Raw genomic sequence first — 16,802 nt, 5'->3', positions numbered from 1 at the left:
CGCGGACCTGATATTCGATCTGGTCGTCGGAAAGGTTGTAGAGCGCGCTCAGAACCAGCGTCTTGAACATCAAAACCGCGTCCATCGGCTTGCGTCCCGCGCGGGACTTGCGATCCGCATCCGGCTTGCGCCAGGCTCGCTCAAGGGTGGGACGGAACTCCTCCCACGGCACGACGGTGTCAATCTCGACCAGCGGGTCCTTCTTGGCATCCAGACTCGCGTAACGGTCCGAAAGATCGAAAAAACCCATCTGCGCCATCGCCGCATCCCCACCGCCAGTTCACTGTCCCACCATACCGCAGTGTGGGCGGTGGGGCAATTTATAGAGGTGCCCATAAGACAAGCGCAGGTCATGAGGTGTGGGGTGTAAGGGTGACCCGTGGGTCGAGTGGCCGCCTCAAATGGCCTGATGAACTCAAGGTAAAGATCATCGAGCGCGTCGAGGCCGGCGAGACCATTGCCTCGATTGCCCGCCAGATCGCAGCAAATGAATCCCTTGTTTCGAAGTGGGTAAAGGATCATCGGGATGCAAAGTCGCGCCCCATCGACGGGCTCGGCATTGTCGAGGTGGTCGGGTTTGCGAAATCTCCCTCGGGCAGCGCACAATCTAATACCGGCATCGCCTGTGATCTTCATCTGGGCGACGTGCGGCTGTCGATCCCTGCGGGCTATCCAGGCCTGCATCTGGTCGAGATTTTGCGCGCCCTGAGGGCGGGACAATGATTACCCCGGCCGGCAACTTCCGGATCTTCCTTGTGACCCAGCCTGTCGATTTCCGAACCCTCCTCCACATCGAATGGCGTGGCAAGCCAGGCACCATTCGGGTCGACAATGGCCCCGAATACATCAGTGAAAAGCTCCCTCTCGGCGATGCACGCATCGCCCGTCGGGCAACGGATGAAATGGGCCGCGAAACATGGGGTTAAAATCCAGCACATCCAACCCGGTCAGCCGCAACAGAACGCCTATATCGAGCGCTATAACCGCACCGTCAGGCATGAGTGGCTGGACCAATACATCATCGCAAGCATCGAGGAGGCCCAAGATCACGCCACGCAATGGTTATGGACTTACAACAACGACCGACCCAACATGGGTATCGGCGGCATAACACCCGCAATGAAACTGAAAATGGCCGCATGAGTTCTACGAACGCACCCCGCTAGAAATGGGGGGATTACCGTCTGATCGAGGACAGGTTCAAAATCACGCTGCAACGTTAAGATCAATGGGTCTGCTGATCCTAGCAGAAAGGTTAGTGTTGGGACGCTCGCTGCGGCTAATTCGGACACGTTTTTTTGTCACTGCCTTATTTATAAAATTAATAAATAGTTAAAATTCAATAGGTTGCATAAAAAATATAAAATCAAATCGGATGGCCAGCTAGTGGGAATCGCTGCTTCTTTCCATTCTGAATGTAGGCCGCCATGCAAGGAAGCCATCCACAAGGAAGGATGCCAGCGTATGAAAGCCTACGACCTGTTAGGGCGCATCTTTGCCAATTCACGAGTAAGCCACGTAAGAGTCAGTGCGCCTTTTGTAAGACAAGATTTTCATGAAACCGCGTTTTCACAATGATCGCTTTGGAATGACTGGCGATCCGGTGAACGCAATTATCGGAGAATACCAATGTCTATTAATAGAACCAGCAATATCGCCGCGTATCCAATCCATCACGACGATCAGAACCAAAACCAGGATCAGACCCAGACCCAGGCAGAACTGCAAGCACAGCTGCAGGCGCAAGCGCAAGGGCAGGACCAAGATCAGGGGCAGGGGCAATCCCAGTTTTCTGAGAGCTGGAATGGCAATGCAAACGGCAACCATAACGGTAATGGCAACGGCAATTCCAATGGGAATGGCAATGGCAACGCGAATGGCAATTCCAACGGTAATGCCAATGGCAATGCGAATGGCAACGCCAACGGAAATGCCAATGGCAACGCAAACGGCAACCATAACGCCAACTCAAACGACAGCTATAACGGCAACCACAACGCCAACACATCGGCCACCGAAGTGGGTGTGATGGTTGACATTGGGTTGACCGGGTTTGAGCCATCCGATGATGATTTTGCCGATATTGACCTGAACGGGTCGACCGCTGGTGATTTCATCATGGCGCAGGGCAACATCAACTATAGCCCCGGCAATGATCTGAACTTGCAGGACATTTTGAACGACGCGCTGAATGGCGAGGGCAATGATTCCGCCACCGTCAACGCGCAGTCCAACAACCTGTATGACAATGACTCGCTGGATCATGTGTCCAACAACGGCACATTGAACCAAACCAACAACTCCACTGGTGGCGATGCCACGGCTGCTGAAGGTATCAGCGCGGGTGCTGCTGGTGGTGTTGGCGGCGGCGGTGCAAACGCCAATGGCGGCTCGGCAATGGGCGGCATTGGGTTTGGTGGCGCTGCACATGCCATGGGCGGTGACAGCGGAGAAGCTGGTGGCAGCCAAGCTGGTGGTGGCACAGGTGCCGCCGGTGGTGATGCTGGTGCAATCGGGCTTGGGCTTGGGCTGGGCAATGCGTCGTCTGGGGCCGGTGCAACCGGTGGTGAAACTGGCGATGCTGCGTCCATGGCGCTTGGCCTTGGGTCCGGTGGATCGCAAGCAGGATCGGGTGCTGAAGGCGGTGCCTCGGGTGGTGCTGGTGGTCAAGGTGCTGGTCTTGGATCAGCTGGTGCAGGTGCTGACAGCAGCGGTGCAGGTGATGCCGGTGCGTTGGGGCTTGGGCTTGGCGGTCTGGTGGGTATGGGCCTAGGGTCTGCGCAAGGTGGTGATGCTGGCAACTCCGGCGCCAATGCCGAAGCTGATGGTGCTGGGACTGGGATGGGCACAAGTGGGGATGGCGGCAACGCCGGGTCCACAGCCGCGTCGCAGGGCATCGGGTCTGGAGAAGGCACATCTGGGCATGCGTCGTCGGGTGACGGTGGGGCAGCAGATGCGATGTCTGAAGCGTATAATAACGCACAAGGCAACGGCGGCCACAATGACGCCTGGGCTGGTGATGGTGGTGCCGGCTACGGCGGCCATGCGTGGGGCGGCAATTCTGGCGATGCCTTTGGTGGGCAAGCCACAGTTGGCGGCGTGCAGGCGGGCGGCGGTATGGCTGGTGATGGCGGGTATGCCATGACGGGTGCCGGTGGTGCCGGTGGCGATGCCGGGTCCTGGGGTTCGGGCAACGGGGATGATGGGTATGTCGATGGCAGCTCCTACGCTTCGGCTGCATCGCAGATCAGCACCTCGGCGTTCAACCAGACCATCGTTCAGGGTGCCAACGTGCTGGGCAACACTGTCGATATGACGGTTGTGGGCGGTTCGTTCAGCTCCAACTACATCGGCGATGACAGCGACGGCGTATAAGCCGCACCATAATATCGCAGGGCCCGGTTCACGCTGGGCCCTGCATTTCAATTTTCACCAAAGACCATCTGTGTTTTTTACCAAAATTACAAAAAACGATTGAGGTGAGCGGCCACACTATTCACAAGATAGGGGCCGAAAATGTTAGATAAAGTGACTGAAATGGTCGCGCACATGATCGGGATTTTTCATACCACGATTGAAGAAGAACGGATGCGCGACAGCTATCAAAAGATAGCAGCACAGCGTAAGGCAGAGCCGGATACCGGGCCCCTGCGCGAGACATCGCCCACGATGAAATCCCCCTTTCAACTGGAGGATTTTAACCCAGGGGTGCAATATGCAGACCAAGCCACGCCGGCCGCACCTGTTTGGTATGGCCCGTTTTTGTTGGGGGTGCCGCAGCTTGGCCCCATGAATTATTGGCAACCCGCCGAGCTGTTGCCGCGTGATATTGAGAATAATTTCACCTTTAGCATGGTGCAGGGTCGCCCGATCCTGACGCTGGATCCGCCCGGTTCGGTTGTGACCATCACGTATCAATCCGCATATCTAAGCGACAACGACCTGTTGCGCCTGTCGGACACCGGGACGGTGTTTGTGGACCCCAGTGTGTTTGAGGCCCAATTGCAGGGCTATCAGGCGATTGCGCAAGTGATCAGCGCGCCGTTGAGCATGGTTTTACCACCCTTGGGCGCGTCTGTGCATGATCATGCCGTGGCCTTGCACGACCAAATTAGCACGGTGACGGACCCCGGTTTTACCGGCGCGGTTGTGACCGTGTTGCATGGCTCAGAGGCAAGCGGCGTTGTTGAAAACGGCGTCGTGGTGGAAAAGGCGACCACGCTGGATGATGTGATGCCCGCCTATTTCAAGGCCCAGACGGAAAAAGCCGAAGCAGACGCAAATGATGCGCTGGACGCGTTGCCAGAATGGGCCGCCGATCCGTTTCAGGGTTTGCAAGGTGCGGTGGGCGAAAACACCCTGTTTGACCCTGAGCCGGGGCATGCTGTTGTTGCGGGTGCCAATTTGATGGTGAACCAGACAAGCATCACGTTTGCCTGGTTGGACGCGCCCGTGATTGTGGTGATGGGGGATGTGATTTCCCTGAACATCATCACGCAGGTCAATATGCTGGTGGAGCAGGGCGAATACACAGGCCTTGGGTCTGCGCTGGGATCCGCGACCTATAATTCCGCCGCGATCACGTTGCAATCGTCCATGCCCGCAGTGGGGGAGGGGGCATCAGCGGCGCAAGGGCCGGATGGGCCGTTGTCGTTTCCCATGAACTGGGCGGTCACGCGGATTGATGGCGATTTATTGAACGTCAACTATGTGCAGCAATACAGTTTTGTCACCGATCACGACCGCGCCGACATCGCGTTTACCAGTGCCGAGACGTATATCGCGCTGGGGGACAACACCGTGATCAACATCACGAGCCTGCTGGAAATCGGCTATGGCTATGACATGATCATTATTGGTGGTCATATGATTACCATTAACCAGATCAACCAGTTGAATGTGTTGATTGACAGCGACCATGTTACCTATGGCGGGGCGTTGCCGACCACGTTTTCGGCGGGGGATAACCTGCTGTTCAATGGGGCGTCCATTTCTGTCACGGGGCTGGACAGCTATCAGGCGATGCAGGGCAATTTCGCGACGGCCGCGCAGGATTTGGCGGTTGGTGGCAGGATAGACGAACGCGTGACCCATGACGGTGTTTTTGAAGGCATCGATATTTTGCGCGTGCTGTATATCAGCGGCGATGCGACCACGATTAACATGGTTGATCAGACCAATATCTTGGGTGACAGCGATCAAGTGCATTTGGCACTGGATAATTTTCAGACGGGCGCGGGGGCCGAGATTACGGTCACCACGGGGTCCAACGCAGTTATCAACCTTGCCTCTATTTCGCAGTTTGGTGTGGATTCGACGGTGTCTGTGGGGGGCGCTGTTTACAGTGATGCTTTGATTTATCAGGCGGGGTTTGTTGATACGGATGCCAACCCGCTGGGGGTTGCCATGCCCGCATTGGCCGCCGAGGCGGTGGTGTTTTTGGCGGACGGCATGATCGGCCCGGATGCGCCGCCCGATGATATGTCCATCGCCCCAACCGCAATTCCGGCCACACATTCGCCAGACGTGATGCAAAGCATGCTGGCCTGACCGAGGTATTTTAGATGACGATTATGGATGGACCAGCGACCAGCCACGACGCGCGTGACCCGAAATCGGCGAAAAAGGGTGCCGAGACGTTGCAGCTTAACGCCGATCAAAGGGTTTCAGCGACTGCGCCCATGACGGCATCCGACAAAGGGCTGGGCGGTGCGCAGATCGAAGGGGACACCGGACCGATCTTGAAAAAGCCTAACGGCAAGCTGCCACAGACGGGTGCGGATGGCGGAGGCAGCAAGGACGGCCCGCCAAAGTTTCACAAGCGCGCAACCCCGGACCAATTTGCCGAACAGTTGCACACAGGCAAGCGCGTGGTCATGCGCAACCTTGGGTTTGTGATGGTGCTGACATTTGCGACCAACGTGCTGGTGTTGGCGATCCCGCTGTATCTGTTCCAAATCTCGGACCGGGTTTTGACCAGCCGGTCGATCGATACGCTGATCATGCTGACGTTGGTGATTGCGTTTGCGGTGGTGTTGCAGGCCATCTTTGATGCGGTGCGCCGGTTTATCCTGATGCGGACAGCGGTGGAAATTGCCGTGCGGCTTGGCGCGCCAGTGCTAAGTGCGGCGGCCCATTCGTCGTTGCACGACAATGGCCGCGAATATCAAACGCTGGGCGACTTGCAGATGTTGCGCAGTTTTCTGGTGTCGGGCACCCTGATTTCCTTTTTGGATGTGCCGTTTGCACCCATCTTTATCGTGGTGATTTTCATGGTGCATCCCGATTTGGGGATGATCGTGGTTGGCACGGCGATCTTGCTGATGATCGTCGCATTTTTGAACCAAAAGGCCACGGCCCGCCCGTTTGCCGAGGCGAATGCGGCGCAAAGCCGGGCGAACATGCAGCTCGACAGCATGTCGCGCAACAGCCAGATCATCAATGCGCTGGCGATGGTGCCAGAAGCGGTGGCCCTGTGGGGCCGCGACACAGCCACGTCGATGCGCGCGCAGGTAAAGGCGCAGGACCGCAACATTATGTGGGCGGCCGTGTCGCGCGGGGCGCGGATGATGACGCAGATTGGGATGTTGGGTTGGGGGGCCTTTCTGGCGCTGGAGGGGGAGATTACCGGGGGGATGGTGATTGCGGCGTCGATCATTGCGGGGCGAGCGTTGGCCCCGATTGAAGGGTCGATTGAAGGGTGGAACGGGTTTATTCTGTCGCGCGCTGCCTATGATCGGGTGACGCGTTTGATGATGAATTCTGCGCAGCGGTTTGAAAAGCTGCACCTGCCGCGCCCCGAAGGCCGCTTGAACGTGGAACGTTTGTTGTTTGTGCCGCCCGGCACCAAGCAAGTGATCCTGAACGGGTTAACCTTTGGGCTGAACCCCGGCGACAGCCTGGCGATTATCGGCAATTCCGGGGCGGGCAAAACCACGCTGGGCAAAATGCTGGTGGGGTCTATCTTGCCGACATCAGGCAATGTGCGGCTGGATTTGATGGACTTGCGCAATTGGGATGTGCGGCAATTGGGCGAAAGCATCGGCTATTTACCGCAGGATGTGCAGCTGTTTCCCGGCACGATCAAAGCCAACATTGCGCGGATGCGGATGGACGCCAGTGACGCCGATATTCACCGCGCGGCCATGCTGGCCGATGTGCATGAGATGATTGCGCTGATGCCGCATGGCTATGAAACCATGGTGGCCGCCGATGGTGCGCCGCTGTCGGGGGGACAAAAACAACGCATCGGGTTGGCGCGGGCGTTCTTCGGCAACCCACGGTTCTTGGTGCTGGATGAACCCAATTCCAACCTTGATACCACCGGGGACCGTGCGCTGGCGACGGCGATCAAACACGCGGGGGAAAACGGGATTACCGTTGTGGTGATTACCCAAAAGCCGTCGCTGTTGGGCGTGGTTGATAAAATCATGCTGTTGGCAGATGGCAATATCGCGCTGTTTGGGATGCGCCAACAGGTTTTGCAACAGCTGGCAGAGCGTAACAAACAGCCCAATTTGCGTGGGCCCGCCCCAGCAGGAGGGATTGCGACATGAGCAATATTGTACCTTATGCACCGCCCGCCGAATGGTACGCCGAGGTGCCCCGGTCGGTTGGTCGGTTTGTGACATTCGGCCTGATCTTGATGCTGGTCTCGTTCGGCGGGTTCGGGGCTTGGGCGTTCATGGCGCCGCTTGCCGCTGCCGTAATTTCGCAAGGCAGTTTTGTGGCCACCGGGCGCAACAAAATTGTGCAGCACCTTGAAGGTGGCATCATCAAGGAAATCTTGGTGAATGAAGGGGACTATGTAGAGGCCGGGCAGCCGATCATGCTGCTGGACGAAACCACTGCCCTTGCAAATGAACGCGAGTTGTTTTTGCGCCGCGTGCGGCTGGAAGCGATGGAAACCCGGATTCTGGCGGAGCATGACAGGGCCGATGCCCTGCAGTTTCCGCCAGAACTGGAGATTTTACGCGCGGACTTTGAGGTGGCGTCGATGCTGGACGCGCAAGAGATAATTTTTAACGCGGCAACCTTGCAGTTGCGCAATGACCTTAATCTTTTGACCCAAAGCATCGAGGCGTTAAGCGTGCGCGCCGTCGGCTATGAACAATTGCTGAAAGCCTCACGGTTGCAACGCGCCATTTTGCAAGAGGAGTTTGACAGTAAAAGCACCTTGCTTGCGTCCGGGTTGATCCGCAAATCAGAGCTGAATGTGATCCGCCGGGCCATGGCCGATGCGGACGGGCAGACGGGGCGATTGATTGCGGAGGTTGATGAAATCACCTCGGTCAAAAAACGCTATGACGGACAAATTGCACAGACCATCAGCGAACGGCAATCCAAGCAGTTGGACGAATTGCAAGCGGTGCAATCGGAGCTGGAAGGCGTGCGGGAAAAAGCGCGCAAGGCGGAAAACGTGCTGAAACGGTCGCATGTGCTGGCCCCGGTCAGCGGCACGATGGTGCGCCAATATTACCATACGGCGGGCGGTGTGGTGGAGGCGGGCAAGGCGATTGCCGAAATCCTGCCATCCGGTGAGCCGTTGATCATTGAGGTGCAGATCCCACGGACTGATATTGATGTGGTGCGTAAGGGGCAGGCGGCGACGGTGCGCCTGACGGCCCTGAACCAGCGGACCACGCCGATTTTGCAAGGCGTGGTTTTCTATGTCTCAGCAGATGCGATTGTTGATAAATCACAAGAGATGCCCCGCGAGATTTATGTGGCACGGGTGTCCGTGCCGCCACAAGAGCTTGACCGTGTCCGCGGGTTTTCGCCGACACCCGGCATGCCAGTGCAGATTATGATTCAAACCCAATCACGGACCTTTGCGCAATATTTGATGAAGCCTATCTATGACAGCATGATTCGCGCCTTTCGGGAACAATAGCTGTTTAGGTGGAGATGATTGCGCAAACATCTTAATGATTTAGCAAGCCTAACCATTCGAATTGTCCCAGTTCAGCTGTTTTACGGAAATTTTGGCGATTTTTTGCCGAGATTGCTTACAAAATCATAATTTTGTGTTAAGATATATACATGAGGTAAAGCCCTTAATTGGTCGCTCCATTGGTGTCTTTAGGACCCTTGTCAAAGCTGTACCTTACTGGGTGACTGTTCGGTAGTTATTTTTTTGGGTTCCACACACACAAAATCAACATCTGAATTCAAGTAACGATTGTGTTGCTGGGCCTGTTTTCGCGTAGCATTACCTGCTTGGTGACGTCTAGAGAGGTTCTGAGATTTATTATGACTCAAATTAATAAAGAACGCGGCGGCGAGATTGGCATTTTTGTTGGTGATGCGTTTGCTTTTTCTGACAACATTTTGCGCCACACATCCATTGAGTTCAGCTATCTTAACTTCATTCGAATTTCAACGATTGAGGCGCTTTTTGACGTCCCGGTTGAGCAAGTAGAACGCTGCCGCATTATTGTGGTTGATGAAGGCCAATCAGAACAATTGATAGGCCAAGTTGAAGCTGTGTTTGATCGCTTTGGAACGGCGCGGATAGCGCTGGCCTATCGCAAGCCTACGGTGGCCCATAATTTCTTGCGGAAAGTGGGGGAAAACCCGATGTTGGCGCGCGTTGGTATTTTGCCAATGCGGCTGGAGATCGATCATTGGGTGTCATTGTTAAGGCTGTTGATTTGCGGTGAACGTTATATCCCTTATGAGCTGTTTGACGGTCCGCAGAGAGCTGAGGCATCGGCCGAAACGATTGAGGCACTGCCAAATGCCAAACATGCCACCAATCTGCCCGCATTGACGGGTCGCGAAAAACAAGTGCTGCTATCAGTTTCGAAAGGCAAGCAGAATAAGATTATTGCGGCGGAGCTTGATTTGTCAGAGCATACTGTGAAATTGCACATTCACAATGTTATTTCAAAATTAGGTGTCAACAACCGGACAGAGGCCGCAGTTTTATACCTGGCCGATACGTCAAAAACGAATGGCCGGGCTGATTGATGAAAACGGGAGCGGCACCAGGATTTGAGACATTCCTGTTGCTTATCGGTAAGTTGAACTATGCGTGGACCAATACGGAAAGTTTGCTTATCCATGTGATTGCAGGGTTGTCTGGCACCGATAAGGAAATCGCTACAGTTATTTTTCTGACGTTGAACACCACCCGTGCGCGGATTGACTTGGTGGAGCGGTTATCAAAGTTGGAAAAGGCAATACCAGCGGAGCGGGCGACCATTTTGTCCCTAACCGCGCGGATCCAAAAGCAAGCCGTTCTGCGCAATCGATATAATCACTGTATCTATGCTTTTGATCCAGAGGACGGTGCAGCGCGTAGCATTTTGATGCGCATCTCTGACCGCAAAGATAAGTTGATGATTGGGCAGACAAATTTACTTGATCAAGCTGCTGTCAATGACATTGAGGCGGCTATTTCAGAGCTGAGCCTGATAAACCAAGACATCTGGCGATTGGTCGCAGATTCTGGATACCCCAATTAGTCTAGCTCTTTTTACTAGCTACCCAATTGGGTCTTTGAATTTTAACTTTATTTCATCGTTCATAATGTTTTTAAGCCTTATATTCAATAAGGCCACCTGAAAAATGCTGCCAAGCAATCTATCCGAGTTTTGACGGAGAAAATAAAGGTGTCTCTAATATTTGAATAACAAGGCTTCTTTTCCTGGGGGTGGAAGCTATGCGTGCTGGTCAAGATTTTTCTGTAAAAACCGCTGTATCCAAAACGGCCGGTGGCGTGCCGCACCGTATGCGTATTTTGGTTACGGGTGGGGCTGGTTTTGTAGGTGGACATTTATGTGCCCAGTTGATTGTGGATGGGCACAGCGTGATTTGTTTGGACAATCTTTTGACTGGCCGCATGGTGAATATCCGCCATTTGCTGGGCCATCCGCAGTTTCAATTTGTCCTGCATGATGTGATTTTGCCAATCCCCGAACTGGGGCGGATTGACCAGATTTATAATCTGGCCTGCGCGGCATCGCCGAAAAAATATCAGGCCGATCCGGTTCATACCTTCAAGACGAACGTTTTGGGCGCGATCAACCTGCTGGAACTGGCGGGGATGCAGGATGCCAGCATTTTGCAATCTTCGACGTCCGAGGTTTATGGGGATCCGTTGATCAGCCCGCAGGTGGAAAGCTATCATGGCAACGTCAACACGGTGGGCCCGCGGTCGTGCTATGATGAAGGCAAGCGGGCGGCCGAAACTTTGTTCCATGATTTTCACGAAAGCCATGGGGTGCGGACCCGGATTGCGCGGATTTTCAACACCTATGGTCCCGGCATGTGCCCCACGGATGGGCGTGTGATTTCCAATTTCGTGGTGCAAGCACTGTCGGACCAGGACATTACGGTTTACGGCGACGGCACGCAAACGCGGTCATTTTGCTATATTAGTGACTTAATCGCGGGGTTGATTGCGCTAATGGCTGCGCCGGATTCGATATGTTACCCGATCAACCTCGGGAACCCGGTTGAATTTACGATGAATGAGCTGGCGCGGTCGGTGCGCAGCACGATTGGGTCGCGGTCGGTCATTCGCCACATTTCGTTGCCTGTGGATGACCCAAAACAGCGCAAGCCCGATATAACGCAGGCCCGCCGCGTTTTGGGCTGGACACCGAAAGTGTCGCTGGCCGAGGGGCTTGGCACCACGATCCCGTATTTCGCGCAAGCAGCACAACCGCTGATGGTGGCGGAATGACACCGGGCCCGCAAATCTGCGTAACGGGCGGTGCTGGCTATATTGGCAGCCATGCTTGTTATGCGCTTGCCGCGCGGGGGGACGCGCCGATTGTGGTGGATAATTTGACCACCGGGCGGGCCGATGCTGTGCGTTGGGGGCCGCTGGAACGCATTGATTTGCGCGAGACGGAGGTACTGACCGAGATGTTTGTGCGCCACAATATCCGCAAGGTTTTGCATTTTGCTGCGTCGGCCTATGTGGGTGAATCAGTTTCTGATCCGGCCAAATACTATGAAAACAATGTGGGTGGCATGCTGTCGTTGTTGACGGCCTGCCGTCGTGCAGGGGTGCGGCAGTTTGTGTTGTCCAGCAGTTGCGCGACGTATGGGATACCGGCCAGCCTGCCTGTGGCAGAGACTGCGCCGCAGCGTCCGATCAATCCTTATGGCCACACCAAACTGATGTGTGAGCAAATGTTGCGCGACATCGCGCCCCAGATTGGGATGTCTTTTGCCATTTTGCGTTATTTCAATGTGGGCGGGGCGGACCCAAGCGGCGTTCTGCGTGAAAACCATGATCCCGAAACCCATCTGTTGCCGCTGACCTTGTTTGCGGCCACGGGGCGGGGGCCTGCGTTGCAGTTGTTTGGGGTGGATTTCGACACGCCCGATGGCACCTGCGTGCGCGATTATGTGCATGTGAGCGATTTGGTGCAGGGACATCTGGCCGCGCTGGATCATTTGGCAAAGGGCGCGATTTCATTGGTCGCCAACCTTGGCACCGGGCGGGGACATTCAACCCGAGAGGTTATTCGCGCGGTGGAAGGTGTCACGGGACAGACCGTGCCTTGGCACGCAGCGCCACGCCGGGTGGGTGATCCGCCGGCTTTGGTTGCGGATGCAACGCTGGCCAAAATCGTTTTGCGGTTCAACCCGCAGCGGTCGGATTTGCAAACGATGCTAACAGATGCCGCCCGCAGTTTTGGGTTGGTGCGCGAGGGGGCAAATCATGCCTAACATGCCCGTATCCCCGTTCTTGGCCCCGATTTTAACGCGCCGCAGCACCTTGCGGTATCGCGGTTTGGCGGTGCTGTGGTTGGTGGCGGCGGCGTTTTTCTGGGCATGGTGGTTGCAGCCTGTGCATGTTTTGGCCTTGGACCGATATGTTTTAGTATCGGCCTGCCTGTTTTGGATTTTCTTTCTGCAAGCCTATTTTCTGGTGATGTTTTTGCGCGCCAGACAGGCGGTTGATCGCCCCTTTGCGCCATTGCAGGGTCGATTTGCGATGGTGGTGACCAAAGCCCCCGGCGAGCCGTTTGATATGGTGGCCCAGACCTTGCGCGCCATGTTGGAACAAGATGTGCCGCATGACACTTGGTTGGCGGATGAAGACCCGCAGCCCCTGACGCGGGCCTGGTGTGATGCGAATGGTGTGCGGATTTCCACCCGCAAGGGGGTGGAGGCGTATCATCAGCAAACATGGCCGCGCCGCACCCGCTGCAAAGAGGGCAACCTTGCCTATTTCTATGACCATTATGGCTATGACGCCTATGATATTGTGGTGCAGTTGGATGCCGATCATGTGCCGCAGGCTGGGTATTTGCGGCAAATGCTGCTGCCCTTTGCCGATCCGCGCGTGGGATATGTCAGTGCGCCCAGCATTTGTTCGGCCAATGCGCAGCAAAGTTGGGCCGCGCGCACCCGCCTGCATGCCGAGGCGATGTTTCATGGCATTTTGCAGGCGGGATACAGCAACGGCTGGGCCCCGATGTGCATTGGATCGCATTACGCCGTGCGCACAAAGGCGTTGGCGGCGGTTGGTGGGCTTGGCCCTGATCTGGCCGAAGATCATTCGACATCGATGATCCTGAATGCAGGCGGATGGCGCGGGGTGCATGCTATGAATGCGATTGCGATTGGCCAAGGCCCCGCCACGATTACCGATCTGGTGACACAGGAATTTCAGTGGTCGCGCAGCTTAGTGACGATTTTGTTGCGCCACACGCCGCGTTATTTTGGCCGCTTGCAAGGGCGGCAAAAATTCCAATTCGTGTTCTCGCAGCTTTGGTATCCGATTTTTGCGGTGTTCATGGCGGTGATGTTTGCGATGCCGATTGCGGCGCTGGTGTTTGATATGCGCTTTGCCGATGTCACATTCCCAGCGTTTTTGGGGCACATGCTGCCATCAGTTTTGGTGCTGATCTCGTTGGCATATGCGCTGCGGGCGGATGGATTTTTCCGCCCCAAAGACGCCAAGGTTTTGGGCTGGGAAAAGGCGGTTTTTGCCGCGGTGCAATGGCCTTGGGTGCTGCTGGGTTGCACGATGGCAGTGGTGGACCGGATGCGCGGCGGTTTTGTGGACTTTCGGGTAACACCAAAAGGGGACCGCGCGGCGGCGTTGGTGCCGTGGCAGGTGGTGCTGCCTTACCTCATGTTGGCGGTTTTGTCGCTGTTGCCGGTTTTGCTGGTGCAAGATGTGGCAAATAGTGCGGGATTTTACGTTTTCGCGCTGATCAATGCCGCCCTGTATTGCAGTGTTTTTGCGATCATCATCACCTGTCATGCGCGGGAAAACAGAATTGGCATGTTGCAGTGGCCCGGCCAATTTGCGGCGCAAGGGGCCTGTGTGTTGGGGCTGGTTGCGATGATTGTGTTTGGTGCGTTTGACCATGGCAAAGGGGCGATGGTGGCGCTGGCGGCGACCAAGGGCGATGTGCAGTTGACCCGCGCGCAATCCATTGTTGCGGGCGCGGGGCAGGGGGGGCCGGGCGCGGTGCATGTTGTGTACAACGCCAAGTGGTTTGCCGAGCTTCTTTCCGACTATCGTTTTGAAAGGCATGTAAAATGAAATATACTTCGTTCAGATCATCACACTTCGCAGCGCTTGCATTTGCAGGGGTGGCAATCGCTGCCGTTGCTACCAGCCAGATTGATGCGCAATCCTTGCCACCCGGCGACTTGCCTTTTGGCGTTTATGACCCGTTTGGCGATTATTCCGACGTGTCGGGAGTTGCGACTGAACATTTGTTCATGCCGTGGGAGGATGTGTTTTTACCAAGTTTGGCGGAGGCGGAGGTGTATACCAAAGCCCGTGGTCGCAACCTGTTGGTGACGATTGAGCCGTGGACATGGTCGCGCGATGAACGCAACAGCGCAAAGGTGCTGCAAAAAGGCATTGCAGATGGCAGTTATGATGACACGATGCGCACTGTCTGTGCAGCACTGGCGACCGTCGATGTGCCGATGACCATTCGTTGGGCGCAAGAAATGGATGATGCCAGTGGGCAATTTATCTGGTCAGGGTGGGCACCGCAAACTTATGTCGCGGCCTATCAAAAAATGATCAAGATTTGTCGGCTGGCAGCACCAAAAGCCAAATTTATGTGGTCGCCATTGGGCAATGACAGCATGGCCAGCTATTACCCCGGCGATGACTATGTCGATGTGGTCGGCCTGACGGTGTTCAGCCTTCAACCGTGGGAGGAGGCGATTATGGGCCGCGCCCAAAGTTTTGATGATATTTTTGGGCCGAGATATGCGCGGGCCTTGCAATTCAACAAGCCGATTGTGATTGCGGAACTGGGTTATATTGGCGATTCCGCGCATGTTGGCGCGTGGAATGCAGCGGTGCGCGACACGGCACAAAACTATCCGAAATTAACCTCCATCAACTATTTTAACCAGCAGGAGGTTTATCCTTGGCCCAATGGATTCGGTCTTCCGAACTGGCGGCGCGTTGCCAATGTTCTGAATTGATCGCGTTTGCGCGGGATAAGTTAGGATTTTAGCGGAAAACCGCTTGTGACCCAAATATATGATAACGCGCCCAATATCGCTTATTGGGCGCGTTTTTTTATGTTCGGCGTGTAAACGCGCCGGCAACAGTCCGCATGTTCTTGCCAGTGTGTGTTGACCCGAAAGGGTTTGTAAACGCAAATAGGACACGGTCAACGAGGGGCGATTGTTCAAATGCGCCCCCGCCATGAGGAGAGCAGACTTGCAAAATCGTTTTGAACGGTCATTTGGCCGAGTGAAAAGCCGCGCCCTGTCTACGCTAGCGATTGTGGGCTTGATGTTTGGGTCCAATGTGGCCTTCGCCCATAATCCAGACAGCGATGTGATAACGGTCGCGTCAACGGGGTCGGGCAGTTATGTGTGTTCACCTGCTGGCTTTGGCCGGAAATCGCGGTGTTACAGCCGCTAAAGGTTGTTTTCCCCCCTGCGCAGATGGTTTGTTTGTTGGTCAGCTAAATTTTAATTTGTTTTCGTGGCAATGGCAAAGAATGTTCCGCCCAAAACAAGTTATCGACCTTCAGCTGACCGATTGTTTTTCAGGGTTTTGTGATCTGCTGCCCAATTCGCCTCGCGGACCTGCTGACAAGGGCCGTGTTCGCGCTGTGCAGGCGGATCTATGTCTGCGGTCGACCGTGTTTCAGGCTGGGTGTGGATTGAGGCGACCCAAGTGGCAGAGGTGGCGCATGTTGAAGGCGAGGGTTGTTATACCAATCTTTGCCTTGGCCCGCATCAAGCCAATCGCGCGCACTAGGGTGCCGCCCTTATCGTCGGTCTGCGCGCCAAAGAAGTGCGCGACCCAGATCCGCACGGTGGAACTTGGTGCTATTTCGGGCCTTGGAATGGCTGGATTTTGTTTCGGATTGTCCCATTTTTCTACTTGGCACTGACCCCTTTGAAACATGGGCGAAACTATCAATATCGGTGGGTCACGGCATTGCGGAAAGCTGGGTCAACTCCTCGCGAAACTCTGCATGTTAATTTCCACGCAAATGTGAGCCGGGTTTTCCATCGAGAAGTGAGCCACCTTTAGGTTATGTTCCGCGAGTTATGCTGGCGTCAAGACAATGCTGGGCTCCTTCCTTTTTCGGGCCGCAGCGGCTGAGCTTGCCTTGAAGCGGAAGCTGTCGTTTCCGGTCTCCAAGATGTGGCAGCGGTGGGTCAGTCGGTCGAGCAGAGCGGTGGTCATTTTGGCATCGCCGAAGACGGTGGCCCATTCGCTGAAGCTGAGGTTTGTGGTGATCACGACGCTGGTGCGCTCGTAAAGCTTGCTCAACAGATGGAAGAGCAGCGCCCCGCCTGATGCGCTGAACGGCAGATATCCCAGCTCATCAAGG

13 protein-coding genes and 2 pseudogenes are annotated in these 16,802 nt (G+C 55.4%); 12 read left to right on the top strand and 3 right to left on the bottom strand.

All coding sequences use genetic code 11. The features are described from left to right. Positions 1 to 259 (bottom strand): transposase (locus BMY36_RS17010; RefSeq protein ID WP_139194113.1); only part of this gene is annotated, 259 nt, incomplete at its 3' end. Between the two features lie 113 nt (positions 260 to 372). Here BMY36_RS17010 and BMY36_RS17005 point away from each other — a divergent pair. The 12 genes and pseudogenes from BMY36_RS17005 (at position 373) to BMY36_RS16950 (ending at position 15,429) form a co-directional block, all read left to right on the top strand. Next, positions 373 to 723, top strand: a complete 351-nt coding sequence (locus BMY36_RS17005; protein ID WP_074818956.1) for a transposase — start codon at positions 373 to 375, stop codon at positions 721 to 723. Positions 724 to 791: 68 nt separating this feature from the next. Then, positions 792 to 1,143 (top strand): annotated as a pseudogene (locus tag BMY36_RS17000) (integrase core domain-containing protein); the annotation flags it as partial. Between the two features lie 486 nt (positions 1,144 to 1,629). After that, positions 1,630 to 3,375 (top strand): hypothetical protein, encoded by a 1,746-nt coding sequence (locus tag BMY36_RS20830; protein ID WP_050520678.1) that lies wholly within the window; start codon positions 1,630 to 1,632, stop codon positions 3,373 to 3,375. A gap of 141 nt (positions 3,376 to 3,516) precedes the next feature. After that, positions 3,517 to 5,550: a hypothetical protein gene (locus tag BMY36_RS16990; protein ID WP_074818953.1), complete on the top strand. Its 2,034-nt coding sequence runs from the start codon at positions 3,517 to 3,519 to the stop codon at positions 5,548 to 5,550. A gap of 14 nt (positions 5,551 to 5,564) precedes the next feature. Next, positions 5,565 to 7,556, top strand: coding sequence for a type I secretion system permease/ATPase (locus tag BMY36_RS16985; protein ID WP_082224921.1), 1,992 nt, complete (start codon positions 5,565 to 5,567; stop codon positions 7,554 to 7,556). After that, positions 7,553 to 8,893 carry an HlyD family type I secretion periplasmic adaptor subunit gene (locus tag BMY36_RS16980; protein ID WP_050520680.1) on the top strand — a complete coding sequence of 447 codons (1,341 nt, stop codon included), beginning with the start codon at positions 7,553 to 7,555 and terminating at the stop codon, positions 8,891 to 8,893. Before BMY36_RS16985 ends, BMY36_RS16980 begins: the two co-directional genes overlap by 4 nt. Positions 8,894 to 9,252: 359 nt before the next feature. Next, complete coding sequence (locus tag BMY36_RS20615) at positions 9,253 to 9,972, top strand: helix-turn-helix transcriptional regulator (protein ID WP_050520681.1); 720 nt, start codon at positions 9,253 to 9,255, stop codon at positions 9,970 to 9,972. After that, positions 9,972 to 10,469, top strand: coding sequence for a hypothetical protein (locus BMY36_RS16970; protein ID WP_050520682.1), 498 nt, complete (start codon positions 9,972 to 9,974; stop codon positions 10,467 to 10,469). Before BMY36_RS20615 ends, BMY36_RS16970 begins: the two co-directional genes overlap by 1 nt. 266 nt (positions 10,470 to 10,735) lie before the next feature. Further along, positions 10,736 to 11,692, top strand: a complete 957-nt coding sequence (locus BMY36_RS16965; protein WP_050520686.1) for a UDP-glucuronic acid decarboxylase family protein — start codon at positions 10,736 to 10,738, stop codon at positions 11,690 to 11,692. Beyond that, positions 11,689 to 12,690, top strand: a complete 1,002-nt coding sequence (galE, locus tag BMY36_RS16960; RefSeq protein ID WP_050520683.1) for a UDP-glucose 4-epimerase GalE — start codon at positions 11,689 to 11,691, stop codon at positions 12,688 to 12,690. Before BMY36_RS16965 ends, galE begins: the two co-directional genes overlap by 4 nt. Further along, entirely contained in the window at positions 12,683 to 14,521 is a 1,839-nt protein-coding gene (locus tag BMY36_RS16955) for a glycosyltransferase family 2 protein (protein ID WP_050520684.1), read from the top strand. Before galE ends, BMY36_RS16955 begins: the two co-directional genes overlap by 8 nt. After that, the gene (locus BMY36_RS16950; protein WP_050520685.1) at positions 14,518 to 15,429 is read left to right on the top strand and encodes a glycoside hydrolase family 26 protein; all 912 of its coding nucleotides are present in this window, start codon (positions 14,518 to 14,520) and stop codon (positions 15,427 to 15,429) included. The genes BMY36_RS16955 and BMY36_RS16950 overlap by 4 nt, the downstream gene beginning before the upstream one ends. A gap of 676 nt (positions 15,430 to 16,105) precedes the next feature. Here BMY36_RS16950 and BMY36_RS20610 read toward each other — a convergent pair. Together BMY36_RS20610 and BMY36_RS16940 are read right to left on the bottom strand one after the other, a co-directional pair. Then, a pseudogene (locus tag BMY36_RS20610) lies at positions 16,106 to 16,298 on the bottom strand (IS5/IS1182 family transposase); the annotation flags it as partial. A gap of 215 nt (positions 16,299 to 16,513) precedes the next feature. Then, positions 16,514 to 16,802 (bottom strand): ATP-binding protein (locus BMY36_RS16940; RefSeq protein ID WP_175469325.1); only part of this gene is annotated, 289 nt, incomplete at its 5' end.

Source organism: Pseudorhodobacter antarcticus, from assembly GCF_900110135.1.
Classification (GTDB): domain Bacteria; phylum Pseudomonadota; class Alphaproteobacteria; order Rhodobacterales; family Rhodobacteraceae; genus Pseudorhodobacter; species Pseudorhodobacter antarcticus.
Note: the sequence above shows the minus strand (reverse complement) of the source record. Positions and strands in the feature narration are given on the sequence as shown.